This window comes from Pseudomonas sp. DD1, assembly GCF_044510355.1.
Taxonomy (GTDB): domain Bacteria; phylum Pseudomonadota; class Gammaproteobacteria; order Pseudomonadales; family Pseudomonadaceae; genus Aquipseudomonas; species Aquipseudomonas shahriarae.
In genome coordinates, this window is sequence record NZ_MSAJ01000029.1 from 467,980 (window position 1) to 491,101 (window position 23,122).

The following is a 23,122-nucleotide window of genomic DNA, read 5'->3' on the forward strand; positions in this document are numbered from 1 at the left end:
ACACAACCCCACCTGTAGGCGCGGGCTCATGTGGGAGCGGGCTTGCCCGCGATGACCGAGTATCAGCCAGGACATGCATTGGCTGACGCACTGCTATCGCGAGCAAGCCCGCTTCCCCACACGGCCAGTTTCCACAGAGGATTTGCAGTGTTTGTTAGGTTAATCTGGCTTCCCTTGCCCCTGCCGAGCGTTCCATGTCCGACTTGCTCGACCGTTACCCGCTGACTGCGGGCACCTATCACGAACTGCTGGATGGCAGCGGCGCGGTGCGCGCCCATTGGCAGCGCCTGCTCGACCACCTGCAGCGCAGCACCCCGGCGCAACTGGCCCAGCGCCAGGCGTTGCTGACGCGGCAGATCCAGGAAAACGGCGTGACCTACAACGTCTATGCCGACCCCAAGGGCGCCGACCGTCCATGGGAGCTGGACCTGCTGCCCCACGTATTGGCGGCGGATGAGTGGGCGCACTTGTCGGCAGGCATTGCCCAGCGTGCGCGGTTGCTCAATGCGGTGCTGGCCGACCTGTATGGCCCGCAACGCCTGATTGCCGAAGGCTTGCTGCCGGCAGAACTGGTGTTTGGGCACAACAACTTCCTCTGGCCGTGCCAGGGCATCCAGCCGCCCGATGGGGTGTTCCTGCACCTGTACGCGGTGGACCTGGCGCGCACCCCGGATGGCCGCTGGTGGGTCACGGCAGACCGCACCCAGGCGCCCTCCGGCGCCGGTTATGCCCTGGAAAACCGCACCATCGTCTCCCGTGCATTCCCGGATTTGTATCGCGACTTGCAGGTGCAGCACCTCACCGGGTTCTTCCGCACCCTGCAGGAAACCCTGGCCCGCCAGGCGCCCGGTGATGACCAGCCGCCGCTGATCGTGCTGCTGACCCCGGGGCGCTTCAATGAAAGCTATTTCGAACACCTGTACCTGGCCCGCCAGCTTGGCTACCCCTTGGTAGAAGGCGGCGACCTGACCGTGCGCGACAGCACGGTGTACCTCAAGACCCTCAGCGGCCTGCGCCGCGTGCACGCGATCATGCGCCGCCTGGACGATGATTTCTGCGACCCCCTGGAACTGCGCACCGACTCGGCCCTGGGCGTGCCCGGCCTGCTGGATGCGGTACGCCAGGGCAATGTGCTGGTGGCCAATGCCCTGGGCGCCGGCGTGCTGGAGTCTCCTGGACTGTTGGGTTTCCTGCCGAAGATCAATCAATTTCTGTTTGGCGAAGAACTGATCCTGCCGTCCATCGCCACCTGGTGGTGCGGCGAGGCCCCGGTACTGGCCGAAGCCCTGGAAAAACTGCCGGAGTTGCTGATCAAGCCGGCGTTTCCTTCGCAAAGTTTTGCCCCGGTGTTTGGCCGCGACTTGAACAACGAACAACGCCAGGCTCTGGCCGAACGCATGCAGGCGCGCCCATACGCCTACGTGGCCCAGGAGCTGGCGCAGCTGTCCCAGGCGCCGGTCTGGCACACCGTGGATGATCATCTGCAACATCGCGCCATCGGCATGCGCGTGTACGCGGTGGCCGGTGAGGATGGCTACCGGGTGCTGCCGGGCGGCCTGACCCGCGTGGCAGCCCACGCGGACGCCGAAGTGGTGTCGATGCAACGTGGCGGGGCGAGCAAGGACACCTGGGTGCTGGGCGAGCGTGCCCCCGGTGGCGAGCAATGGCGCGCGCAGCGGGTGATCGGCACCCATGACCTGGTGCGTCGCGACCCCTACCTGCCTTCGCGGGTGGTGGAAAACCTGTTCTGGTTCGGCCGTTACTGCGAGCGCTGCGATAACAGTGCGCGCTGGCTGCGTGTGGTGCTCGCGCGCTATGTCGATGGTGACGACCCGCTGGCCCTGCAGGCCGCCGTAGAACTCGGTGAGAGCCTGCGCCTGCTGCCGGAGGAGGGCGAGTTGCCCGAGCGCCTGCTGCAGGCCCTGCTCGGTGATGACTGGCCGTCGAGCCTGCGCGCCAACTTGCAGCGCTTGCAGTGGGCGGCGTCCCAGGTGCGCGGCAAGCTGTCCCGGGAGAACTGGCAGGCTCTGGTGGAGTTGCAGCGCGAAGCCCTGGAGCTGGAGCGCGAGACGCCGGATTTTGGCGAGCTGCTGGATTTTCTCAATCGCCTGGTGATGTCGCTGGCGGCCTTGTCCGGCTTTGCCCTCGACGACATGACCCGCGACGAAGGCTGGCGCTTTTTGATGATGGGCCGGCGCATCGAGCGCCTGCAGTTTCTCAGCAGCAGCCTCGCGGCCTTCCTGCGCGGCGTGGCGGTGTTCGACCAGGCCGGGCTGGAGTGGTTGCTGGAGTTGGGCAACAGCAGCATCACCTACCGCTCGCGTTACCTGGCAGTGCCGCAATTGATTCCGGTGCTGGACCTGTTGCTGCTGGATGAACAGAACCCCCACGCGGTGGTGTTCCAGCTCAAGCTGGTGAGTCGCACCCTGCGTCGCCTCAACGATGACTTCGGTGTGCCTCGGGAGACCGGGCTGGCGCCGCTGGTGGAGCGCTTGTCGCGCTTTGACCTGGGTTGCCTGGAGAACCCGTTGTTTGGTGACGCCAGCGTGCGCGCGGCCCTCGACGGCCTGGCGGACCTGTTGCAGGCGGTCGCCGATGAAAGCGGGCAAGTCTCTGATCGCCTGGCCCTGCGCCATTTTGCCCATGTGGATGATGTCAGCCAGCAAACGGTGTCTGTGTAATGAGCGCGCGCTATCAGATTTTCCACGATACCCATTATCACTACGACAGCCCGGTGTCCCTGGCCCAGCAACTGGCGCACTTATGGCCGCGCCCGTGTGCGTGGCAGCGCTGCACTTCGCGGCAACTGGAGATCAGCCCCGAGCCGACGGCGCGCCGTGATGAGCTGGATGTGTTTGGCAATCCGATCACCCGGCTGGCGTTCGAGCGGCCCCATGACGAATTGCTGGTCAACGCCGGCCTGACCGTGGAGGTTTTGGCCCGGCCTGTGCTGGATTTCAACCAGTCACCGCCCTGGGACCAGACCCGCAACCGCCTGACCTACAGTGGCCAGCCGTTGTCGGCAGAGGCGATCGAGGCGTGCCGCTATCGTTTCGAATCGCCCTACGTGCATTTGAAGAAAAACTTCGTCGATTTTTCCGAGAGCTGCTTTCCGGCTGGCCGGCCGCTGTTGCTGGGCGTGCAGGCGTTGATGGAGAAGATTTTCAGCGAGTTTACCTTCGATGCCGAAGCCACCCAGGTCGCCACGCCGCTGGTGGAGGTGCTGGAGCGTCGACGGGGGGTGTGCCAGGACTTTGCCCACCTGATGCTTGCCTGCCTGCGCTCACGGGGCCTGGCGGCGCGTTACATCAGTGGCTACCTGCTGACCCAGCCACCGCCCGGCCAGCCACGGCTGATCGGCGCTGATGCGTCGCACGCGTGGGTGTCGGTGTTTTGCCCGTTGTCGGGCTGGGTGGATTTTGATCCGACGAACAATGTGCAGCCGGCACTGGAGCACATCACCCTGGCCTGGGGCCGGGATTTTTCCGATGTCTCGCCGTTGCGCGGGGTGATTCTGGGAGGGGGCAGCCATGACCCGGAAGTACGGGTGACGGTGATGCCGCTGGAATAACCGATGCGGTGTGGCCAATGCTCCCGTGGAGAGCAGGCCGCTGTGGCGAGGGCGCTTGCTCCCGCTGGACTGCGTAGCCGTCCCAGTTCTGGGACCACTTCGCGCCCCAACGCGGGCAAGCCCGCTCGCCACATAAAGCCCGCTCGCCACAGGTCAGGCATTCATTGAGGCGGGGGTTCAGGCCTCGGGTGCCGGGTCTTTCGGGGTTTCAGTTTCGTCAGCAATCACTTCCCCTTCAGCATCCGGGTTCAGTGCGCCTGCTTCTTCGTCGGCCGCAGCTTTCTTACGTTGCAGCTTTTCCTCTTTCTTCTGTTCCTTGGCCAAGTCTCTCTGACGTTTGGCGAAGGAGTAATTAGGTTTTGCCATGGGCGATCCTCTGGGGTCGAAGGTGAGGTTGAGCGGCGGGTATTCTGCCTTTAAACGGGCTCCAAGGGGTAATCGGGTTTCAGAATCGTCTCTGCTGACTAAACGTTAGTCGACATTAACCGTTTCGTAAGTACCGCTGGCGCCACAGGCGTAAGCGGCAAGCAGGCTGCATAACAGGCTATTGAGGTGCATGGCTCGGACTCCAGGAAGGAAAGATGAGCCGATCATAGGCAGCGTGCGGCACTTTGGCTGGTTGATTCTGTCGATCAGTCTGATAGCCTAAAGTTGTATACAATCTGTTGATTCAGATCATTGGAACATCTGCCTGCCTCAGGCACCCTTGTCGCATATGCGTTTTTTAAACCCTGCCTTGGAGATTCACATGTTCGCCAAAATCGTTGCTGTTTCCCTGCTGACTCTGGCCAGCGGTCAGTTGCTCGCTGCAGAGTGCAAGGTCACTGTCGACTCCACCGACCAAATGTCCTTCGACACCAAGGCCATTGAAATCGACAAGAGCTGCAAGACGTTCACCGTTGAGCTGAAGCACTCGGGCAACCTGCCGAAGAACGTCATGGGCCATAACTGGGTGCTGACCACTGAGGCTGATATGCAGCCGGTTGCAACCGAGGGCATGGCCGCCGGTATCGACAACAACTACCTGAAAAAAGACGACACCCGCATCATCGCCCATACCAAGATCATCGGCGCTGGCGAGACCGACTCGGTGACCTTCGATGTGTCCAAGCTCAAGGCTGACGGCAAGTACATGTTCTTCTGCTCGTTCCCAGGCCACATCGCGATGATGAAAGGCACTGTGACCCTGAAGTAAGGCCACAGACCGCGTTATCGTTCATCACCGGCAAGCCCGCCCCCACATTTTGATGTATGAATACATTCAACTGTGGGAGCGGGCTTGCCCGCGATAGCGGCCTGACAATCAATACACAACCACCCGCCTCACCTCAAGGCGCAAACGGCATCACCCGCTTGTGCTCAGTCTTGCGATAGGTCTCGCAGATAATCCTGAACGCTTCCTCACGCACCGGCTGGCCGTGCAGGAACGCATCGATTTCGGTATAAGTCACGCCATGGGACGCTTCATCCGGCTTGCCCGGTGAGAGGTCTTCCAGGTCGGCTGTCGGGATCTTCTCCACCAGCGACTCGGGCGCACCAAAGTACCGGGCAATCGCCCGTACCTGGTTTTTCACCAGCCCGCTCAACGGTGCGAGGTCGCAGGCGCCATCACCAAACTTGGTGAAAAACCCCATCACCGCTTCCGCCGCATGGTCGGTGCCGATCACCAGGCCGCTCGCTGCGCCGGCGATAGTGTATTGCGCGACCATGCGCATCCGCGCCTTGGTATTGCCCAGTACAAAATCGCGGGACACCGCCGCCTTGCCCTCGAAGGCCGCTACTTCATTGGCCAGGGCCTTGACCGCCGGGCCGATGTTGACCGTGTGGCGTTCGTCGGGGTTGATGAAGTCAACGCTGGCCTGGGCATCGTGTTCGTCGAACTGGGTCTCGTAAGGCAGACGCACCGCGATAAAGCGGTAAGCGTCATCGCCTTTGAGCGCGCGCAGCTCTTTCATCGCCCGCTGGGCCAGCAGGCCTGCGGTCAGGGAGTCGACGCCGCCGCTGATGCCCAGCACCAGGGTCTTGAGCCCCGAATTGAGCAGGCAGTCCTGGATAAAGGTAATCCGCCGGGCCACTTCCGCTTCGAGGGCGGCGTGGTCCTGGAACGGTGGTTGGACCTTGAGCTGTTCAGCAATCTCACGCTGTACGGCTTGCATGATTCACTCCTCGCTAGAGATGGCAGGTACTTTGAAAACGTGGCGCAAATAGGCGACGAAGTTCGGATCCGTGCAGTGGGTCTTGCCTGCTTCATCGGAGATCTTCGCCACGGGCTGGCCATTGCAGGCGGTCATTTTAAGCACGATGCTCATCGGTTCCACACCTGGAATGTCACAGGTCAGGTTGGTACCGATGCCAAAGCTGACATTGATCCGACCGCGCAGCGCGCGGAAAATCTCCAGGGCCTTGGGCAGCGTCAGGCTGTCAGAGAACACCAGGGTCTTGCTCATCGGCTCGATGCCCAGCTTGTGGTAATGGGCGATGGCTTTTTCGGCCCACTGCACCGGGTCGCCGGAGTCATGGCGCAGGCCGTCGAATAGCTTGGCGAAGTACAGATCGAAATCGCTGAGGAAGGCATCGGTGGTGATGCAATCGGTCAGGGCGATCCCCAGCAGGCCACGGTACTCGCGGACCCAGCAATCAAGGGCGGCGATCTGGCTGTCGATCAGGCGCGGGCCCAGTTGCTGGTGGGCCATGATCCATTCGTGGGCCATGGTGCCCAGGGGCTTCATGTCCAGTTCGCGGGCCAGGTGCACGTTACTGGTGCCGACGAAACGGCCGGGGAAGTCGTGCTTGAGCACATTCACCACTTCCTCCTGCACGCGGTAGGAGAAGCGCCGGCGGGTACCGAAGTCCGCGACCTGCAACTCGGCCAGCTCGTCGCTGCTGGCATTGGCGGTCAACCAGTCGAACTTGCGATACAGCTGCTCGCGGGCCTGCTCCAGGATGATGGTCGGGTAGCGGTAGCGGTTGCGCACTTCGCTGACAATCGCCAGCAGCGGCACTTCAAACAGGATCACATGCAGCCAGGGGCCGCGCAGGCGGATAAACAGCTCGCCGTTCTCGATGCCGGTCTGCACATAGCGCAGGTTGAAGCGAAACAAACCCAGGAAGCGCAGGAAGTCCGGCTTCATAAAGCTGATACGTTCCAAGAAACCCAACTGGTCCGGGCTCAGGCTCAACTCGGCGAGGCGCTCGATCTGGTAGCGGATTTCTGCCAGATAGGGGCGCAGGTCCTCGCTGTTACGGCAACGGAATTCCCATTCAACTTCCACGTTGGGGTAGTTGTGCAGCACCGCCTGCATCATGGTCAGCTTGTAGAAGTCGGTGTCGAGCAGGTTCTGCACGATGCGATCGGCAAACACACTCTCGCTCATAACGGGAATCTCCAGACAAGAATGGCGCTAGTGGCGCATAGACCTGTGTTGTTTTGCCAGAGGTTTTTTTGTCGTGGCCTCTGGCGTCATCGCAGGCAAGCCAGCTCCCACAGGAGAATGCATTCCAAATGTGGGCGCTGGCTTGCCTGCGATGGCGGTATTCCAGGGGCTAAACAACCTGCTCCATCATCCACTTCACAAAATCCCGCACCTTGGGCACCTCTACCGAATGCTCCGGATACGCCAGGTAGTACGCATCCTGGCTGGGCATTGCGTGCTGCCAGGGGATCACCAACTTGCCGTCTGCCAACTCTTCTTCCACCAAAAAACGCGGTAGAAGCGCCACGCCACAACCTACCTGCGCGGCGCGGATGCACATATAGAAGGTGTCAAAGCGCGGCCCGTGGTAGCTGTGCTCGGTCTGGTAGCCGAGGCTGGCGAACCAGTCATGCCAGCCCTGGGGGCGCGAGGCATTTTGCAGCAGCACCAACTCGCTCAGTTGCGTGGGGTCGCTAAAGGGCTGGGCCGGCAGGCTGTCGGGGGCGCACACCGGCACCAGTTCCTCGCTGAACAGCTTGAGGCTTTCGGTGCCTGGCCTTGCGCCTGTGCCGAAGTAGAAGGCCAGGTCGGCCTTGCCTTGCAGCAACTCGTCCGGCGTCTGCTCGTTGCACAAGTCCAGGTGGATCTGCGGGTGGCGCAGGCGCCAGCCCTTGAGCCGTGGCACCAGCCAGCGCGCGCCAAAGGTGTAGGGCGTCGATACGCGCAGCACTTCGGTTTCGCCGCCGTAGGAGCGCAGGTAGTGGGTCGACATCTCCACCTGGCTCAAGATCTTGCGTACTTCCACCAGGTACAGGTCGCCCGCCGGGGTCATCTGCAAGCGCCGGCGGACCCGGCGAAACAGCAGGTGCTGCAGCAACTCCTCCAATTGTGCGACCTGCTTGCTGACGGCGCTCTGGGTGAGGTTCAGCTCCTCGGCGGCGCGCGTGAAGCTCAGGTGGCGGGTCACGGCCTCGAAGCACTGCAGGGCGGTGATCGAGGGCAAATGTCTTTTATTGAGCACGGCACGCCTCTTTTTTTGTTTTGCATGAATAAACGGAATGATATCTCGCCTAATCGTCGTTTGTTGGCAAGTCCTGGGCCAGCTACAAATAAGGTCTGGATCGTCGTGCGGGCCACGGCGCAATTTTTCTGTTGGTGGATTGAAGGAGTGACCCATGGTTGCCGCATTGCTTGATCGTCTCGGTGTAGACCCGGCGTTGTACCAGGCGGGGAAACAGCCTGTGCATTCACCTATAGATGGCAGCCGCATCGCCAGTGTGCACTGGGAAGGGGCGGCCGAGGTCGAGCAGCAGGTCAGTCGCGCCGAGCATGCATTCGACGCCTGGCGCAAGGTGCCGGCGCCTCGTCGCGGTGAGCTGGTGCGCCAGTTCGGCGACCTGCTGCGTGAGTACAAGGCCGACCTGGGCGAGCTGGTGTCCTGGGAAGCCGGCAAGATCACCCAGGAAGGCCTGGGTGAAGTGCAGGAAATGATCGACATCTGCGACTTCGCCGTGGGCCTGTCGCGTCAGCTGTACGGCTTGACCATCGCCTCCGAGCGCCCTGGCCACCATATGCGTGAAACCTGGCACCCGTTGGGCGTGGTGGGTGTGATCAGCGCCTTCAACTTCCCGGTGGCGGTGTGGGCGTGGAACACGGCGCTGGCGCTGGTGTGCGGCAACCCGGTGATCTGGAAACCCTCGGAAAAGACCCCACTCACCGCCCTGGCCTGTCAGGCACTGTTTGAACGTGTCGCGAAAAACTTCAGCGACGCGCCGCCGTATCTCTGCCAGGTGGTCATCGGCGGGCGCGATGCCGGCGCCGCCCTGGTGGACGACCCGCGTGTGGCGCTGATCAGCGCCACCGGCAGCACGCGCATGGGCCGCGAAGTGGCGCCCAAAGTCGCCGCACGGTTTGCTCGCAGCATTCTGGAACTGGGCGGCAACAACGCGATGATCCTCGGCCCCAGCGCCGACCTGGACATGGCCGTGCGTGCCATCCTGTTCAGTGCGGTCGGTACTGCAGGCCAGCGCTGCACCAGCCTGCGCCGGCTGATCGCCCACGAGTCGGTCAAGGACGAAATCGTCACGCGCCTCAAGGCCGCCTATTCCAAGGTGCGCATCGGTCACCCGTTGCAAGGCAACCTGGTCGGCCCGCTGATCGACAAACACAGCTTTGAAAACATGCAGGACGCCCTGGAGCAGGCCTTGAGCGAAGGCGGCAAGGTGTTTGGCGGCAAGCGTCAGTTGCAGGACCAGTTCCCCAACGCTTACTACGTGTCGCCAGCCATCGTCGAAATGCCCGAGCAGAGCGATGTGGTGTGCAGTGAAACCTTCGCGCCGATTCTGTATGTGGTCGGCTACAAGGACTTCAGCGAGGCATTGCGCCTGAATAACGCGGTGCCGCAGGGCTTGTCGTCGTGCATCTTCACCACCGATGTGCGCGAGGCCGAGCAGTTCATGTCGGCAGTGGGCAGTGATTGTGGGATCGCCAACGTCAATATCGGCCCGAGTGGCGCGGAGATCGGCGGCGCGTTTGGCGGCGAGAAAGAGACCGGTGGCGGGCGTGAGTCGGGTTCGGACGCGTGGCGCGGGTATATGCGCCGGCAGACCAACACCGTGAACTATTCGCTGGAACTGCCGTTGGCCCAGGGCATTACCTTCGACTGAATCAGGTGCGGTCAATGTGGGAGCTGGTTTGCCGGCGATAGCGGTATTGGATTCACCATCGTTATCGCCGGCAAGCCAGCTCCCACATCCGATTGGGTTCGCAATTCAGAATAAGCGTTGTTGGTTAGATCCCGGAGTCTGGCAATGCCATTACGCGAAGCGTGTTTGTGGGAACAACTGACCCCTGGCCGGCCGGATCGCGCCGCCCTCAAGGGTGAGGTCAAGGTGGATGTGTGCGTGATCGGCGCCGGTATCACCGGTTTGTCGGCGGCCATCCACCTGCTGGAGCAAGGCAAAAGTGTCTGCGTGCTGGAGGCCCATCGCACCGGCCATGGCGGTTCGGGGCGCAACGTGGGGCTGGTCAACGCCGGGATGTGGATTCCTCCGGACGAGATCGAGGCCGGTTTCGGCACGGCGGTGGGCAGCCAGCTCAACCGCATGCTCGGCGCGGCACCGTCCCTGGTGTTCAGCCTGATCGACAAATACAACATTGATTGCCAGCTGCGCCGCGAGGGCACGTTGCACATGGCGCACAACGCCCGTGGCGAAGCGGACCTGCGTAGCCGCGAGGAGCAGTGGAAGCGCCGTGGTGCGCCGGTCGAACTGTTGACGGGGGCCGCGTGCGAGCAGGCCACCGGCACCCGAAAGATCGCCGCCGCCTTGCTCGACCGGCGTGCCGGTACCTTGAACCCGATGGCCTACACCAGCGGCCTGGCCCATACAGCCGTGGGCCTGGGTGGGCAATTGTTCGATCATTCCCCGGTGACCCAACTGGAGCGCCAGGGCCAGCACTGGTCTGTGCAAACTGCCCAGGGCGCGGTGCAGGCTGCACAAGTGGTGATCGCCTCCAACGCCTACACCGAAGGTGAATGGACCGAGCTGCGGCGCAACTTTTTCCCCGGTTATTACTATCAGGTAGCCTCCGCGCCGTTGACCGATGCCGCCGCGCAACAAATCCTGCCGGGCGGCCAGGGTTCCTGGGATACCCGTCAGGTGCTGAGCAGTATCCGGCGCGATGCCGACGGGCGTTTGTTGCTGGGCAGCCTGGGCAACGGCAACCAGAAGCCCGCCTGGTTCCTCAAGGCCTGGGCCGACCGTGTACAGCAACACTATTTCCCGTACCTCAAGGCGGTGGACTGGGAATACACCTGGACCGGCTGCATCGCCTTTACCCCGGACCATCTGATGCGACTGTTCGAGCCCGCGCCCGGGTTGGTGGCCGTCACTGGCTACAACGGGCGTGGCGTGACCACCGGGACGGTGGTGGGCAAGGCATTTGCCGACTACCTGTGTCACCAGGATCCCCAGGCTCTGCCGATTCCGTTTGCACCGATGCAGCCCCTGGCCGGGGTAGGCCTGCGCAGTTGCCTGTATGAAGCCGGGTTTTCGTTGTATCACGCCGGCCAATGCCTGCGAATTGTCATCTGATCAGCGAAATACCGCCCAAAAGCCGGCGTTTTCTTAGCCGGCTACTAATCTGTATTGGTGCGAGTCGTAGCAGTGACGCACTGTAAATGTGCACTTCCGTTACGCGCGTGGTTACAGATGTCCGAAGGGGCGCTTGATGGCTGGCTGACATCAGTCCAATCGGCGGGTTTCACTCTTTCGGGCCTTTGGTTGCACCTCTGCGTTCCAGAGGGTTGCACGTCCCGGCAAAAAGGCACCGAAACGCCTGTAATAACAATGACACCGTGTCTTTTTGAAATATAAAAACGCAATGGCACGCCGCTTGCTCTCAGCTTTCCGGTGAAGGTTTCAAGTGAAAGTTTGAAGTGAAATTGCAGTGCCCATTCAACAAAAAACTCGGAGCACCACTCATGTCCCAGACGTTTTACAAGAAAGGTTTCCTGGCCCTCGCGGTAGCTGCCGCGCTGGGTGTTTCTACGTTTGTTCAAGCTGATGTGAAGATTGGCGTGGCGGGGCCGATGACGGGCGCCAACGCAGCCTTCGGTGAGCAGTACATGAAAGGTGCCCAGGCGGCAGCCGATGTGATCAACAAGGCGGGCGGGATCAACGGCGAACAGATCAAGCTGGTGGCCGGTGACGATGCGTGCGAACCCAAGCAGGCCGTGGCCGTGGCCAACCGCCTGGCCGACCAGGACAAAGTGATCGGCGTGGTCGGCCACTTCTGCTCGTCCAACACCATTCCAGCCTCCGAGGTGTACGACGAAGCGGGCATCATCGCAATCACTCCTGGCTCCACCAACCCACAAGTGACCGAGCGTGGCCTGGCTGCCATGTTCCGTATGTGCGGGCGTGACGACCAGCAAGGCATCGTGGCCGGCGACTACATCGTCGACGTGCTCAAGGGCAAGAAAGTCGCGGTCATCAACGACAAGGACACCTACGGCAAAGGCCTGGCCGATGCCACCGCCGCTCAGTTGACCAAGCGCGGCGTCAAGCCGGTGCTGGAAGAAGGCCTGACCCGTGGCGAAAAAGACTTCAGCGCCCTGGTCACCAAGATCCGCTCGCTGGGTGCCGACGTTGTGTACTTCGGCGGCCTGCACCCGGAAGCCGGTCCACTGGTACGCCAGATCCGTGAAGCCGGCCTCAACGACGTCAAGTTCATGTCCGACGACGGTGTCGTGACCGACGAACTGGTGGCGACCGCCGGTGGTGCGCAGTACGTCAATGGCGTCTACATGACCTTCGGCGCCGACCCGCGCCTGCTGCCAGACAGCAAGGCCGTGGTGGAAGAGTTCCGCAAAAATGGCACCGAGCCTGAAGGCTACACCCTGTACGCCTACGCCTCGATCCAGGCCCTGGCCGCCGGCTTCAACGGCGCCAAGTCCAACAAGGGCGAAGATGCAGCCAAGTGGCTCAAGGCCAACCCGGTGCAAACCGTGATGGGCAAGAAAGAATGGGATACCAAGGGTGACCTGAAAGTCTCCGACTACGTGGTGTACCAGTGGGACAAGGACGGCAAATACCACCAGTTGGAAAAGCAGAAGTAATCAACCAGCCACCACCGACCCCTTGTGGGAATCGGGCTTGCCCGCGATGACGGACTGACAGCCAGCACCTGTGTTGAATGTGAGACCGCTATCGCCGGCAAGCCAGCTCCCACACTGGATCGCGGTTGCCCGGGCCATTGCGTCCGGCACCAGATCTGTCTTTTCCTCCAGAAGGACCGCACACCCCACGGTGTGCAGGTTCTCACCGCGTGAGATTGCGTTATGGATGGTATTTTCCTGCAGCAACTGGTCAACGGTCTGACCCTCGGGTCGGTCTATGGCCTGATCGCCATCGGCTACACAATGGTCTATGGCATCATTGGCATGATCAACTTCGCCCACGGCGAGGTTTATATGATTTCCGCTTACCTCGCGGCGATCAGTCTGGCACTGCTGGCTTACTTCGGCCTCGAATCCTTCCCGCTGCTCATTCTTGGCACCCTGGTGTTCACCGTTGTCGTCACGGGCGTCTACGGTTGGGTCATCGAGCGTGTCGCCTACAAACCGTTGCGTAACTCCACGCGTCTGGCCCCGCTGATCAGCGCCATCGGGATTTCGCTGATCCTGCAGAACTACGCGCAGATCGCCCAGGGCGCCAAGCAACAAGGCATTCCCACTCTGCTGGCCGGCGCCTGGCGCGTCGATATCGGCACCGGGTTCGTCCAGTTGACCTACACCAAGGTGTTTATCCTGGTCGCAGCCTTTGCCGGTATGGCGCTGCTGACCTACATCATCAAGTACACCAAGCTCGGCCGCATGTGCCGTGCGACCCAGCAAGACCGCAAGATGGCCTCGATCCTGGGGATCAACACCGACCGCGTGATTTCCTACGTGTTTGTCATCGGTGCCGCCATGGCGGCCCTGGCCGGTGTGCTGATTACCCTGAACTACGGCACGTTCGACTTCTATGCCGGCTTTATCATCGGCATCAAGGCATTTACCGCAGCGGTACTCGGCGGCATCGGCTCCCTGCCTGGGGCGATGCTGGGCGGGATCATCCTGGGGATTTCCGAGTCGCTGTTCTCGGGGTTGATCAACTCTGACTACAAAGACGTGTTCAGTTTCTCCCTGCTGGTGGTGATTCTGATTTTCCGTCCCCAGGGCCTGCTTGGTCGCCCTCTCGTGGCGAAGGTGTAAACATGTCTGCTGCCAAATCTATTGATATCAAGAAAAGTGTGGTCGATGCGGTCCTCGCCGGGCTGATTTCCCTGATCGTGTTCGGCCCTATCGTCGGCGTGGTCCTGGACGGCTACAGCTTCAATCTGGAGCCGGCCCGCGTGGGCTTGCTGGTCGCCATCGTCATGGCCGGGCGGCTGGTCATGAGCTTGTTCCTGCAAACGCCCAAGGGCTTGAAGATCCTCCAGGGTTTTGAAAGCTCGGGCTCCGGGGTGCATGTGCTGGCGCCGGACTACAAGTCGCGGCTGCGCTGGATCATCCCGGCGCTGATCGTGATCGCCATTGTCTTTCCGTTTTTTGCCAACAAATACCTGCTGACCGTGGTGATCCTCGGGCTTATCTACGTGTTGCTGGGCCTGGGCCTGAACATCGTGGTGGGCCTGGCCGGGTTGCTCGACCTGGGTTACGTGGCGTTCTACGCCATCGGCGCCTATGGCCTGGCCCTGGGGTACCAATACCTCGGGCTGGGGTTCTGGACGGTGTTGCCGCTGGCGGCCATTGCGGCCGCGTTGGCGGGGTGCATACTCGGCTTCCCGGTGTTACGAATGCACGGTGACTACCTGGCCATCGTGACCCTGGGCTTCGGTGAAATCATCCGCCTGGTGCTTAACAACTGGCTGTCGTTTACCGGCGGGCCGAACGGTATGCCGGTGCCATCGCCGACCTTCCTCGGCCTGGAGTTCGGCCGCCGCGCCAAAGAAGGCGGGGTGCCGTTCCATGAGTTCTTCGGCATCGCCTACAACCCCAACGTGAAATTCCTGTTCATTTACATCGTGCTGTTCCTGGTGGTGCTGGCCGTGCTGTACATCAAGCACCGCCTGACCCGCATGCCAGTGGGTCGCGCCTGGGAAGCCCTGCGTGAAGATGAGATCGCTTGCCGCTCCATGGGCCTGAACCATGTGCTGGTCAAACTCTCGGCCTTCACCATCGGCGCCTCCACGGCCGGTCTGGCCGGGGTGTTCTTTGCCAGCTACCAGGGCTTCGTCAACCCGTCTTCGTTCACCTTCTTCGAGTCGGCATTGATCCTCGCCATCGTGGTACTGGGCGGCATGGGCTCGACGGTGGGCGTGGTGATTGCCGCGTTCGTGCTGACCGTGGCGCCTGAACTGCTGCGTAGCTTCTCCGAGTACCGTGTGCTGCTGTTTGGCGTGTTGATGGTGGTGATGATGATCTGGCGACCGCGTGGCCTGATCCGGATCAGCCGTGCCGGTGTGACACCACGCAAGGGGGTAGCGCCATGAGCAAGGAAGTGGTCCTCAACGTGGAACACCTGATGATGCACTTCGGTGGCATCAAGGCCTTGAGCGATGTGAGCCTCAAGGTTGAACGCAACTCGATCTTCGCCCTGATCGGCCCCAACGGCGCCGGCAAGACCACGGTGTTCAACTGCCTGACCGGCTTCTACACGGCCAGCGGCGGCAAGATCGAACTCAATATCCGTGGCAAGCAGACCAACGTGATCCAGTTGCTCGGCGAGCGCTTCAAGCCCACCGACTTCGTGTCGCCCAAGAGCTTTTTCAGCCGGGTGTACTACAAGATGTTCGGCGGCACCCACCTGGTGAACCGTGCCGGCCTGGCCCGTACGTTCCAGAACATTCGCCTGTTCAAGGAGATGTCGGTGGTGGAAAACCTGCTGGTGGCCCAGCACATGTGGGTCAACCGCAACATGCTGGCGGGCATTCTCAACACCAAGGGCTACCGCAAGGCAGAAAGCGATGCACTGGACCACGCCTTTTACTGGCTGGAAGTAGTGGACCTGGTGGACTGTGCCAACCGTCTGGCCGGCGAGCTTTCCTACGGCCAGCAGCGCCGCCTGGAAATCGCCCGCGCCATGTGCACCCGGCCGCAGATCATCTGCCTGGACGAACCGGCAGCGGGCCTCAACCCCCAGGAAACCGAAGCCCTCAGCGCGATGATTCGCCTGCTGCGCGACGAACACGACCTCACAGTGGTGCTGATTGAACACGACATGGGCATGGTGATGAGTATTTCCGACCACATCGTGGTGCTGGACCACGGCAACGTCATCGCCGAGGGCGGGCCGGACGCGATCCGTAACGACCCGAAAGTGATTGCGGCCTACCTGGGCGCCGATGAAGAGGAGTTGGTATGAGTACGCCTATCCTCGAAATGAAGGACCTGGACGTGTTTTACGGCCCGATCCAGGCCCTGAAAAAAGTCTCGCTGCACATCGACGAAGGTGAAACGGTGAGCCTGATCGGCTCCAACGGCGCGGGCAAGTCCACGCTGCTGATGTCGATCTTCGGCCAGCCGCGCGCCGAGTCCGGGCAGATCCTCTACCAGGGCGTGGACATCACCCACAAGTCGTCCCACTACATCGCCTCCAACGGCATCGCCCAGTCCCCGGAAGGGCGGCGGGTGTTCCCGGACATGACCGTCGAGGAAAACCTGCTGATGGGCACCATCCCCATTGGCGACAAGCACGCCAGCGAAGATATGCAGCGCATGTTCGAGCTGTTTCCACGGCTCAAGGAGCGGCGTAACCAGCGGGCGATGACCATGTCCGGTGGCGAACAGCAAATGCTCGCCATTGCCCGGGCATTGATGAGCCGGCCGAAGCTGTTGCTGCTCGATGAGCCGAGCCTGGGGCTGGCGCCGATTGTGGTGAAGCAGATCTTCGCCACCTTGCGCGAGCTGGCCGCCACCGGGATGACCATCTTCCTGGTGGAGCAGAACGCCAACCATGCGTTGCGCCTGTCTGACCGGGCGTATGTGATGGTCAACGGCGAAATCCGTTTGACCGGCACCGGCAAGGAGTTGCTGGTGAACGAGGAAGTGCGCAACGCCTACCTCGGCGGGCACTAACCCGGCCTGATCGCTCCCACGCTACGCGTGGGAGCGCATCCTGTGACGCTCCGCGTCACGCTTTGGGACGCAGAGCGTCCTTGGCGGCATTCCCACGCGAAGCGTGGGAACGATCAGCGGGCGCCTGCATTTTTCGGTCGTCCACAGGCCCTCCGGCAAATTGTGGAAAACAAATCCACACACCTCCTCAAGCGCGACATATAGCCGCCGCAAATCCCTGTTTTGTCACACAAATGACTTGTCCCCATCCACTGTGGAACCGGCTGTGGGTAACATGGGAGTAGCTGGCTGCAAGCCTTTATCTACGAGGCCTGTAGCGCTATGGTTGTTTTTTGATCAGGGGCTTTTTTGTGGAGTGTCGCAGGTTTTGTCAACCTGTTCATAGACACAGGTATATGACCGAAACATAACCTTCAAGCCTGTGGATAAGTCTGTGGTTAAACTCTGGAAAGACTGGTGTAGAGGCCGGATTTACTGGCCTGGAGCCATGCATCCCGACTCATCCTCCCGCAGGGGCCTACATATGGCCCGCCCAAGGTCAAGCAAAAAACTTTTTGAATCGCCCTGAAAGCCTTGTACATAGCGGCCTGGAGGGTTTTGTACTTGCCCCCAAAGACTGTGGGCGCAGCTGTGGATAACCTGCGCGCATATGGCTGCAGGCCACGGTTTATAAGGCTTTACCTGGAGTGATTAAAAAATGATCAGGTGTGCATGACGTTATGTGCATAGCGGTTGCCGCAACGGCGGCGTAAGGGCATTCTGCTGGCTGATTTTTTCCCGATGCCCGCAAGGAGAACACCATGTCCAACACGCTGTTTATTACTGGCGCAACTTCAGGTTTCGGCGAAGCCTGTGCCCGTCGCTTTGCCGAGGCTGGCTGGAAACTGGTGCTCACCGGCCGGCGTGCCGAGCGCTTGAATGCCCTGGTCGAAGAGCTTTCCAAGCAGACCGAGGTGCATGGCCTGGTGGTGGACGTGCGTGATCGCAAGGGCATGGAAGAGGCAATTGCCAACCTGCCGCCATCGTTCAGCAAACTGCGTGGGCTGATCAACAATGCCGGCCTGGCCGTGGGCACCGACCCGGCGCCCAAGTGCAGCCTCGACGATTGGGAAACCATGGTCGACACCAACATCAAGGGCCTGCTGACCACCACCAGCCTGCTGCTGCCGCGCCTGATCGCCCATGGTCGTGGCGCCGGGATCATCAACCTGGGCTCCATCGCCGGTAACTACCCGTACCCGGGCAGCCACGTGTATGGCGGCTCCAAGGCGTTCGTCAAACAGTTCTCCCTGAACCTGCGCTGCGACCTGCAAGGCACCGGCGTACGCGTGACCAACATCGAGCCGGGCCTGTGCGAGAGCGAGTTCTCCCTGGTGCGCTTCGGCGGTGACCAGGCGCGTTACGACGCGACCTATGCGGGCGCCGAGCCGATCCAGCCGCAAGATATTGCCGACACCATCTTCTGGGTGATGAACACCCCGGCGCATGTGAACATCAACCGCCTGGAGCTGATGCCGGTCAGCCAGACCTGGGCTGGGTTTGCGATTGAGCGTGGGGCTAAATAAGGCTTAGCACCGCGCCGCCTGCAGCGCGGGCAAGTCGAATCGTCGCAGCGCGGCTCCCTCTTCTGAAATGCAATCAAATGGGGGAGCCGGGGTTGCCGGCGAAGGCGGCAAATCGGCCAAAAGGCGACATAAGGTACACTCCACTCCTGAAAACCCCACCGCAACCAGCGGTTTAAAGGTTTTGACAGGAGGATATGTGAGTAACCGAGGTGAGCAGGCACTGCTCAAACAATCGACCATCCTGATGTTCGCCGTGGCGATCGCCGGGATTGTCACGGGTGTGATATCAGGCGCCCAATCCATTTTATTCGATGGCTTTTTCTCGCTGATCGCGACCTTTATCAAGGTGCTGATGCTGATCACGGCCAAGCTGATCGCCAAGAAAAGCAATGACCGCTTCCAGTTCGGCTACTGGCACCTGGAACCCATGGTGTTGCTGATCGAGGGCAGTTTCCTGCTGTTGATCGCCATCTACGCGTTTCTCAACGGGGTGTTCGGCATTATCAATGGCGGGCGCGAGATCGAGTTGGGGCTGGTGATCATCTACGCCGCGGTGTTTACCGTGGTCGAGTTCGCCTACTTCTTCTATGTGCGCCACCGCAACCGCAAGCTGCAGTCGTCGCTGATCCAGTTCGACAACATCAGTTGGCTGGTGGACGCGATGCTCTCCGTGGGCCTGCTGGTGAGCTTCCTGGCCGCGTTGTTGCTCAAGTCCCAGGGCTACGGCGAGTGGGCGGTGTATGTCGACCCCTTGATCCTGATCCTGCTGGCCCTGAGCATGCTGGCGCCGGCCTTGAAGATCCTGCGCCCGGCCTTGCGCGACGTGCTGGGGATTGCCCCGGACCAGTTGGACGACAAGGTGCGCGAAGTGATGGATGCGGCCCAGGCCCGGCATGGTTTCGAGGATTACGTGTCCTACGTGCAGAAACACGGGCGGGCGCGGTTTATCGAGATCCATGTGGTGTTGCCGGCCGATTACCCGGTGGATAAGGTCGCGACGCTCGACGGGCTACGTGAAGAGATATCCACAGGGCTGGGCGCGCCGGACAAGGCGCGATGGCTGACGATCAGTTTTACTGGGGATCGCAAGTGGATTGCGTGATCAGCCGTTAGACCGAGGTGAGGCTCTCGCAGGCAAGCCAGCTCCCACATTCGACTGCGTTCCAACGATGGAAATCGGTCAAGTGTGGGAGCTGGCTTGCCTGCGATGGGGCCGGGAAAATCAGCCGAGAAACTCGCTCAACCCCTGATAGCAGGTAGCCAAATGGTAAGGCGTAGTCGACGGCATATCCCGCCGGCTCACCTCACCCTTGGCATCCAGGCACTCATTCCAGCCCCTGGCATGCAGGAAATGCTGCTGCAACGCCAGCAACTGGCGCTCCAGCACCGCCGCGCTGCCCGGGCGCAAGGTCAGTGCCCGCAGGTACTCGGCCTGGGCCCAGATGCGCTGGGTGGCGTCACGCACGCTGCCGTCCAGCGCCAACATGCCGCTGACGGCGCCAGTGAGGTTATCCACACCGGTTTGCTCGGCATAGGCAAATGCCCGGCTCAGCGAGGCATGCAGCGCAGTGCCGCGCAGCAGGGGCGAGGACTCCAGCAGGAAGAACCATTCAAACTGATGCCCCGGCTCGAACCAGTTATCCACAGCGCCCAGGGGTTTCTCCATCATCACGCCATGCTGGCGCTCGATAAAGCGCTGTTGCATGGCCGTCGCCAGTGCCAGCAGGGCCTGTTGCACCGCCGCGTCTTCACGCACCGCGAGGGTGGCGAGGAAGCCTTCAGCCAGGTGCATCAGCGGGTTCTGTAGCGGGCCGGACTTGAGGGACGACCAGTTACGCTCCAGGACCGCCTCATACAGGCCGTCGCCCGTGGCAAAGCGCTCGGCGACTACTTCCAGGGCGGCATTGAGCACCGACTCCACCAACGGCTCGCGGACCTTGGCCCAGTAATGGGCGCAGGCGAAGATGATAAACGCGTGGGTGTAGAGGTCTTTGCGCTGGTCCAGCGGATTGCCGTGGGGGTCGATGCTGTAGAACCAGCCACCGTGTTCGGCGTCATGGAAGTGCCGTTGCAGCGAGCGGAACAGCGCCGCAGCGCGCTCTTGCGCAAACGCTTTGCCTGGCTCGCCGATCAGGCTGGCAAACACATACAACTGCCGGGCACAGGCCATGGCGCGGTAGCGTTGCGGGGGCAAGGGGCGATGGTCGGCGTCCAGCGCCTCATAGGGCAACGCCAGCTCGGCATTCCAGCCCGGACCCTGCCAGAGCGGCACGATCAGGTCGTTGAAGTGCGTGAGCACGGCGTTCAATTGAGGCTTGTGGGCGGAGCTTGGAGCGATGGGCATCGGCTGGCGTCGTCACGGCAGGGGTGTTTGCCGCGCATGGTAGCAGGCTTGAGAACAGTGGTGTCTGTGCGAGCGCTATCGCGGGCAAGCCCGCTCCCCATTTTTGAGTTGTGAACCCCTTCAAATGTGGGAGCTGGCTTGCCTGCGATGGGGCCCTTACAGGCGCCGCAAGGCTCAGCCCGCCAGCAACCAGACCCCGGTCGCCGCCGAAGCCGCGCCCGCCAGCCGCACCAGCGGCGCCGCCGCAGCCGGCAAGAAGCGCACCAGCGCATACCCGGCCGCGTGCAGCACCGCCGTCGCCCCGACAAACCCGGCTGCATACGCCCAGGGGCTGGTCATGTCCGGCAGCTCCAGGCCATGGGCCACGCCATGGAACAGGGCAAACACCGCTGTTGCGGCCACGGCCAGCGCCACCGGCGGGCGAATCGCCAAGGCCACCGCCAGGCCCAGGGCCAGTACCGACGCGGCAATCCCGCTTTCCAGGGCCGGCAAGGCCAACCCTTCAAACCCCAGCACGCCGCCGAGCAGCATGGTGCCGACAAACGTACACGGTAGCGCCCAACGCGCCGCCCCTTGTTGCTGCGCCGCCCATAGGCCGACGGCCAGCATCGCCAGCAGATGGTCCAGCCCGCCGAGGGGATGGCTGATGCCGGCCACCAGGCCATTGTCGCCGTGGCCCGGATGGGCAAAGGCCAGGGCTGGGACCAGTAGCAGGGTGGCGGCGGCAAACAGTTTGTTGAGGCTCATAAACAGCTCCTTGGTAAGGGATCAGGCTGCGGTCAGCAGGCCCTGGCGTTCGATAAAGGCGACGATTTCTTCCAGGCCGACGCCGGTTTTCTGGTTGCTGAAGACAAACGGCTTGCCGCCGCGCATGCGCTGGGTGTCGCTGTTCATCAGTTCCAGCGAGGCGCCGACCAGCGGCGCCAGGTCGATCTTGTTGATCACCAACAGGTCCGACTTGCAGATCCCCGGCCCGCCCTTGCGTGGCAGCTTGTCGCCGGCCGACACATCGATCACATAGATGGTCAGGTCCGACAGCTCGGGGCTGAAGGTGGCCGACAGGTTGTCGCCGCCCGACTCCACCAGGATCAGGTCCAGGCCTGGGAAGCGCCGGTTCAGTTGATCCACGGCTTCGAGGTTGATCGACGCGTCTTCGCGAATCGCCGTGTGCGGGCAGCCGCCGGTTTCTACGCCGATGATGCGCTCGGGTGCCAGGGCCTGGTTGCGCACCAGGAAGTCGGCGTCTTCGCGGGTATAGATGTCGTTGGTGACCACCGCCAGGTTGTAGCGATCACGCAGGGCCAGGCACAGCGCCAGGGTCAGGGCGGTCTTGCCGGAGCCAACGGGGCCGCCGATACCGACGCGCAGAGGTTGTGTGTTCATGGGTTTCTCCTAGGAACGGAACAGGCGGCTGTACTGGCGCTCGTGGGCCATGCATGCCAGGGACAGGCCGAACGCGGCGCTGCCAACGTGATGGGGATCGCACTGGCGGGCGTCCTGCTGGGCTTGTTGCAGCAACGGCAGCAGCTCGCTGGTCAGGCGTTGGGCGGCCTGCTGGCCCAGGGGCAGGGTCTTCATCAGCACCGCCAACTGGTTTTCCAGCCAGCTCCACAGCCAGGCAGCCAGGGCATCCTCGGGGCTGATCGCCCAGGCGCGCGCGGCAAGTGCCCAGCCCAGGGCCAGGTGGGGTTCGGGGGTGGCGTCGAGAAAGCGGCGCGCTGCGTCATCCAGTTCCGGCAGACCGTTGAGCAGTTGTTGCAGGGAGTAGCCCATTTGCCGGCTCTCCTGGAACAGCTCGCGGGTTTCGCGGCTGGCACGATGCTCTTCGCAGAGCTGGCGCAGGCGCGCCCAGTCCTGGTCGGCGGCGGCCTGGCAATGGGCAAGCAACAGCGGCGCTTCGAAGCGTGCGAGGTTGAGTAGCAGTTGGTCGCTGATCCAGCGTCGGGCGCTGTCGGCATCGCTGACACGGGCATTGTCCACGGCCATTTCCAGGCCCTGGGAATAGCTGTAGCCGCCAATCGGCAATTGCGGACTGGCCAGACGCAACAGCGCCCAGGCCGGGTTCACAGGCGCACGCCGAACTGATGCAGTTTGGGCGGGTAGTTGAAGTCTTCGTCACCGTGGCGTGAGTGATGATGACCGCCACCGTAGGCGCCGTGCTCGGGCTGGAACGGTGCTTCGAGGGTTTCGGCATGGGCCCCCAATTGCTCGAGCATGGCCTTGAGCACGTAGTCATCAAGCAGGCGCAGCCAGCCGTCACCCACTTGCAGGGCCACATGGCGGTTGCCCAAGTGATAGGCCGCGCGGGTCAGCTCGAACGCGCTGCTGCAGGTCACGTGCAGCAGTTGTTCAGGGCGCGCGCAGACACGTACGACACGTCCGTCTTCAGCTTGTAGGAATTCCCCATCATGCAGCGGCGGCTGACCGCGCTCCAGAAACAGGCCGACGTCTTCTCCCTCGGCACTGAAACAGCGCAGGCGGCTTTTGCTGCGGGCTTCGAAGTTCAGCAGCAACTCTGCGGCCCAGGTGGGTTGGGGGGCGATTCGGCGGTGGATCACCAGCATCAGGAAGCTTCCAGCTATGAGCGATAAACAGGCTAGAGCAAGG

General features: G+C 62.0%; 21 protein-coding genes. 12 read left to right on the top strand and 9 right to left on the bottom strand.

What is annotated here, in order from left to right; translation table 11 throughout:
• Nucleotides 1–194: 194 nt before the first annotated feature.
• The gene (locus PSFL_RS18395) at nt 195–2,681 is read left to right on the top strand and encodes a circularly permuted type 2 ATP-grasp protein (protein ID WP_057437433.1); all 2,487 of its coding nucleotides are present in this window, start codon (nt 195–197) and stop codon (nt 2,679–2,681) included.
• Complete coding sequence (locus tag PSFL_RS18400) at nt 2,681–3,571, top strand: transglutaminase family protein (RefSeq protein ID WP_115127263.1); 891 nt, start codon at nt 2,681–2,683, stop codon at nt 3,569–3,571. Before PSFL_RS18395 ends, PSFL_RS18400 begins: the two co-directional genes overlap by 1 nt.
• A 177-nt stretch (nt 3,572–3,748) precedes the next feature.
• Here PSFL_RS18400 and PSFL_RS18405 read toward each other — a convergent pair whose 3' ends face one another.
• Nucleotides 3,749–3,937 (bottom strand): hypothetical protein, encoded by a 189-nt coding sequence (locus PSFL_RS18405; protein ID WP_057437435.1) that lies wholly within the window; start codon nt 3,935–3,937, stop codon nt 3,749–3,751.
• Between the two features lie 382 nt (nt 3,938–4,319).
• Here PSFL_RS18405 and azu point away from each other — a divergent pair, with 382 nt between their 5' ends.
• The gene (gene azu / locus PSFL_RS18410; protein ID WP_057437438.1) at nt 4,320–4,766 is read left to right on the top strand and encodes an azurin; all 447 of its coding nucleotides are present in this window, start codon (nt 4,320–4,322) and stop codon (nt 4,764–4,766) included.
• Between the two features lie 133 nt (nt 4,767–4,899).
• Here the strand turns inward: azu and nadE are convergent, their stop codons facing one another.
• From nadE to PSFL_RS18425, 3 genes are all read right to left on the bottom strand, one after another.
• Nucleotides 4,900–5,727, bottom strand: a complete 828-nt coding sequence (gene nadE, locus PSFL_RS18415; RefSeq protein ID WP_057437440.1) for an ammonia-dependent NAD(+) synthetase — start codon at nt 5,725–5,727, stop codon at nt 4,900–4,902.
• 3 nt (nt 5,728–5,730) lie between these two features.
• Nucleotides 5,731–6,945, bottom strand: coding sequence for a nicotinate phosphoribosyltransferase (gene pncB / locus PSFL_RS18420; RefSeq protein ID WP_057958168.1), 1,215 nt, complete (start codon nt 6,943–6,945; stop codon nt 5,731–5,733).
• Between the two features lie 169 nt (nt 6,946–7,114).
• Complete coding sequence (locus PSFL_RS18425; protein WP_397470357.1) at nt 7,115–8,005, bottom strand: LysR family transcriptional regulator; 891 nt, start codon at nt 8,003–8,005, stop codon at nt 7,115–7,117.
• 154 nt (nt 8,006–8,159) lie between these two features.
• On the opposite strand from PSFL_RS18425, the gene PSFL_RS18430 reads away from it, so the two are divergent.
• From PSFL_RS18430 to PSFL_RS18470, 9 genes are all read left to right on the top strand, one after another.
• On the top strand, nt 8,160–9,650 hold the full coding sequence (locus PSFL_RS18430; protein ID WP_057437443.1) for an aldehyde dehydrogenase family protein: 1,491 nt from the start codon (nt 8,160–8,162) through the stop codon (nt 9,648–9,650).
• A 144-nt stretch (nt 9,651–9,794) separates the two neighbouring features.
• Nucleotides 9,795–11,078, top strand: coding sequence for an FAD-binding oxidoreductase (locus PSFL_RS18435; protein ID WP_271043148.1), 1,284 nt, complete (start codon nt 9,795–9,797; stop codon nt 11,076–11,078).
• A gap of 389 nt (nt 11,079–11,467) precedes the next feature.
• On the top strand, nt 11,468–12,604 hold the full coding sequence (locus PSFL_RS18440) for a branched-chain amino acid ABC transporter substrate-binding protein (protein ID WP_057437446.1): 1,137 nt from the start codon (nt 11,468–11,470) through the stop codon (nt 12,602–12,604).
• Between the two features lie 222 nt (nt 12,605–12,826).
• A complete protein-coding gene (locus PSFL_RS18445; RefSeq protein ID WP_057437447.1) occupies nt 12,827–13,741 on the top strand; it encodes a branched-chain amino acid ABC transporter permease in 915 nt (304 codons plus the stop codon).
• A 2-nt stretch (nt 13,742–13,743) separates the two neighbouring features.
• On the top strand, nt 13,744–15,021 hold the full coding sequence (gene livM / locus PSFL_RS18450; RefSeq protein WP_115127266.1) for a high-affinity branched-chain amino acid ABC transporter permease LivM: 1,278 nt from the start codon (nt 13,744–13,746) through the stop codon (nt 15,019–15,021).
• Nucleotides 15,018–15,893: an ABC transporter ATP-binding protein gene (locus tag PSFL_RS18455; protein ID WP_057437448.1), complete on the top strand. Its 876-nt coding sequence runs from the start codon at nt 15,018–15,020 to the stop codon at nt 15,891–15,893. Before livM ends, PSFL_RS18455 begins: the two co-directional genes overlap by 4 nt.
• Complete coding sequence (locus tag PSFL_RS18460; RefSeq protein ID WP_057437450.1) at nt 15,890–16,606, top strand: ABC transporter ATP-binding protein; 717 nt, start codon at nt 15,890–15,892, stop codon at nt 16,604–16,606. The genes PSFL_RS18455 and PSFL_RS18460 overlap by 4 nt, the downstream gene beginning before the upstream one ends.
• Before the next feature lie 800 nt (nt 16,607–17,406).
• Nucleotides 17,407–18,171: an SDR family oxidoreductase gene (locus PSFL_RS18465; RefSeq protein WP_057437457.1), complete on the top strand. Its 765-nt coding sequence runs from the start codon at nt 17,407–17,409 to the stop codon at nt 18,169–18,171.
• 196 nt (nt 18,172–18,367) lie between these two features.
• Nucleotides 18,368–19,273, top strand: coding sequence for a cation diffusion facilitator family transporter (locus PSFL_RS18470; RefSeq protein WP_057437459.1), 906 nt, complete (start codon nt 18,368–18,370; stop codon nt 19,271–19,273).
• Between the two features lie 120 nt (nt 19,274–19,393).
• Here PSFL_RS18470 and PSFL_RS18475 read toward each other — a convergent pair whose 3' ends face one another.
• From PSFL_RS18475 to ureE, 5 genes are all read right to left on the bottom strand, one after another.
• Nucleotides 19,394–20,515: an AGE family epimerase/isomerase gene (locus PSFL_RS18475; RefSeq protein WP_057437461.1), complete on the bottom strand. Its 1,122-nt coding sequence runs from the start codon at nt 20,513–20,515 to the stop codon at nt 19,394–19,396.
• A gap of 174 nt (nt 20,516–20,689) precedes the next feature.
• Entirely contained in the window at nt 20,690–21,262 is a 573-nt protein-coding gene (locus PSFL_RS18480) for a HupE/UreJ family protein (RefSeq protein ID WP_057437463.1), read from the bottom strand.
• Nucleotides 21,263–21,283: 21 nt separating this feature from the next.
• On the bottom strand, nt 21,284–21,898 hold the full coding sequence (gene ureG / locus PSFL_RS18485) for an urease accessory protein UreG (RefSeq protein ID WP_003217431.1): 615 nt from the start codon (nt 21,896–21,898) through the stop codon (nt 21,284–21,286).
• Nucleotides 21,899–21,907: 9 nt separating this feature from the next.
• A complete protein-coding gene (locus PSFL_RS18490; protein WP_057437465.1) occupies nt 21,908–22,582 on the bottom strand; it encodes an urease accessory protein UreF in 675 nt (224 codons plus the stop codon).
• Nucleotides 22,579–23,079, bottom strand: a complete 501-nt coding sequence (ureE, locus tag PSFL_RS18495; protein ID WP_057437471.1) for an urease accessory protein UreE — start codon at nt 23,077–23,079, stop codon at nt 22,579–22,581. Before ureE ends, PSFL_RS18490 begins: the two co-directional genes overlap by 4 nt.
• Nucleotides 23,080–23,122 lie beyond the last annotated feature (43 nt).

Bases quoted from the DNA above. Each gene is read 5' to 3' on its own strand.
- PSFL_RS18395 (WP_057437433.1), top strand. From the start codon at position 195: ATGTCCGACTTGCTCGACCGTTACCCGCTGACTGCGGGCACCTATCAC.
- PSFL_RS18400 (WP_115127263.1), top strand. From the start codon at position 2,681: ATGAGCGCGCGCTATCAGATTTTCCACGATACCCATTATCACTACGAC.
- PSFL_RS18405 (WP_057437435.1), bottom strand. From the start codon at position 3,937: ATGGCAAAACCTAATTACTCCTTCGCCAAACGTCAGAGAGACTTGGCC.
- azu (WP_057437438.1), top strand. From the start codon at position 4,320: ATGTTCGCCAAAATCGTTGCTGTTTCCCTGCTGACTCTGGCCAGCGGT.
- nadE (WP_057437440.1), bottom strand. From the start codon at position 5,727: ATGCAAGCCGTACAGCGTGAGATTGCTGAACAGCTCAAGGTCCAACCA.
- pncB (WP_057958168.1), bottom strand. From the start codon at position 6,945: ATGAGCGAGAGTGTGTTTGCCGATCGCATCGTGCAGAACCTGCTCGAC.
- PSFL_RS18430 (WP_057437443.1), top strand. From the start codon at position 8,160: ATGGTTGCCGCATTGCTTGATCGTCTCGGTGTAGACCCGGCGTTGTAC.
- PSFL_RS18435 (WP_271043148.1), top strand. From the start codon at position 9,795: ATGCCATTACGCGAAGCGTGTTTGTGGGAACAACTGACCCCTGGCCGG.
- PSFL_RS18440 (WP_057437446.1), top strand. From the start codon at position 11,468: ATGTCCCAGACGTTTTACAAGAAAGGTTTCCTGGCCCTCGCGGTAGCT.
- PSFL_RS18445 (WP_057437447.1), top strand. From the start codon at position 12,827: ATGGATGGTATTTTCCTGCAGCAACTGGTCAACGGTCTGACCCTCGGG.
- livM (WP_115127266.1), top strand. From the start codon at position 13,744: ATGTCTGCTGCCAAATCTATTGATATCAAGAAAAGTGTGGTCGATGCG.
- PSFL_RS18455 (WP_057437448.1), top strand. From the start codon at position 15,018: ATGAGCAAGGAAGTGGTCCTCAACGTGGAACACCTGATGATGCACTTC.
- PSFL_RS18460 (WP_057437450.1), top strand. From the start codon at position 15,890: ATGAGTACGCCTATCCTCGAAATGAAGGACCTGGACGTGTTTTACGGC.
- PSFL_RS18465 (WP_057437457.1), top strand. From the start codon at position 17,407: ATGTCCAACACGCTGTTTATTACTGGCGCAACTTCAGGTTTCGGCGAA.
- PSFL_RS18475 (WP_057437461.1), bottom strand. From the start codon at position 20,515: ATGCCCATCGCTCCAAGCTCCGCCCACAAGCCTCAATTGAACGCCGTG.
- PSFL_RS18480 (WP_057437463.1), bottom strand. From the start codon at position 21,262: ATGAGCCTCAACAAACTGTTTGCCGCCGCCACCCTGCTACTGGTCCCA.
- ureG (WP_003217431.1), bottom strand. From the start codon at position 21,898: ATGAACACACAACCTCTGCGCGTCGGTATCGGCGGCCCCGTTGGCTCC.
- ureE (WP_057437471.1), bottom strand. From the start codon at position 23,079: ATGCTGGTGATCCACCGCCGAATCGCCCCCCAACCCACCTGGGCCGCA.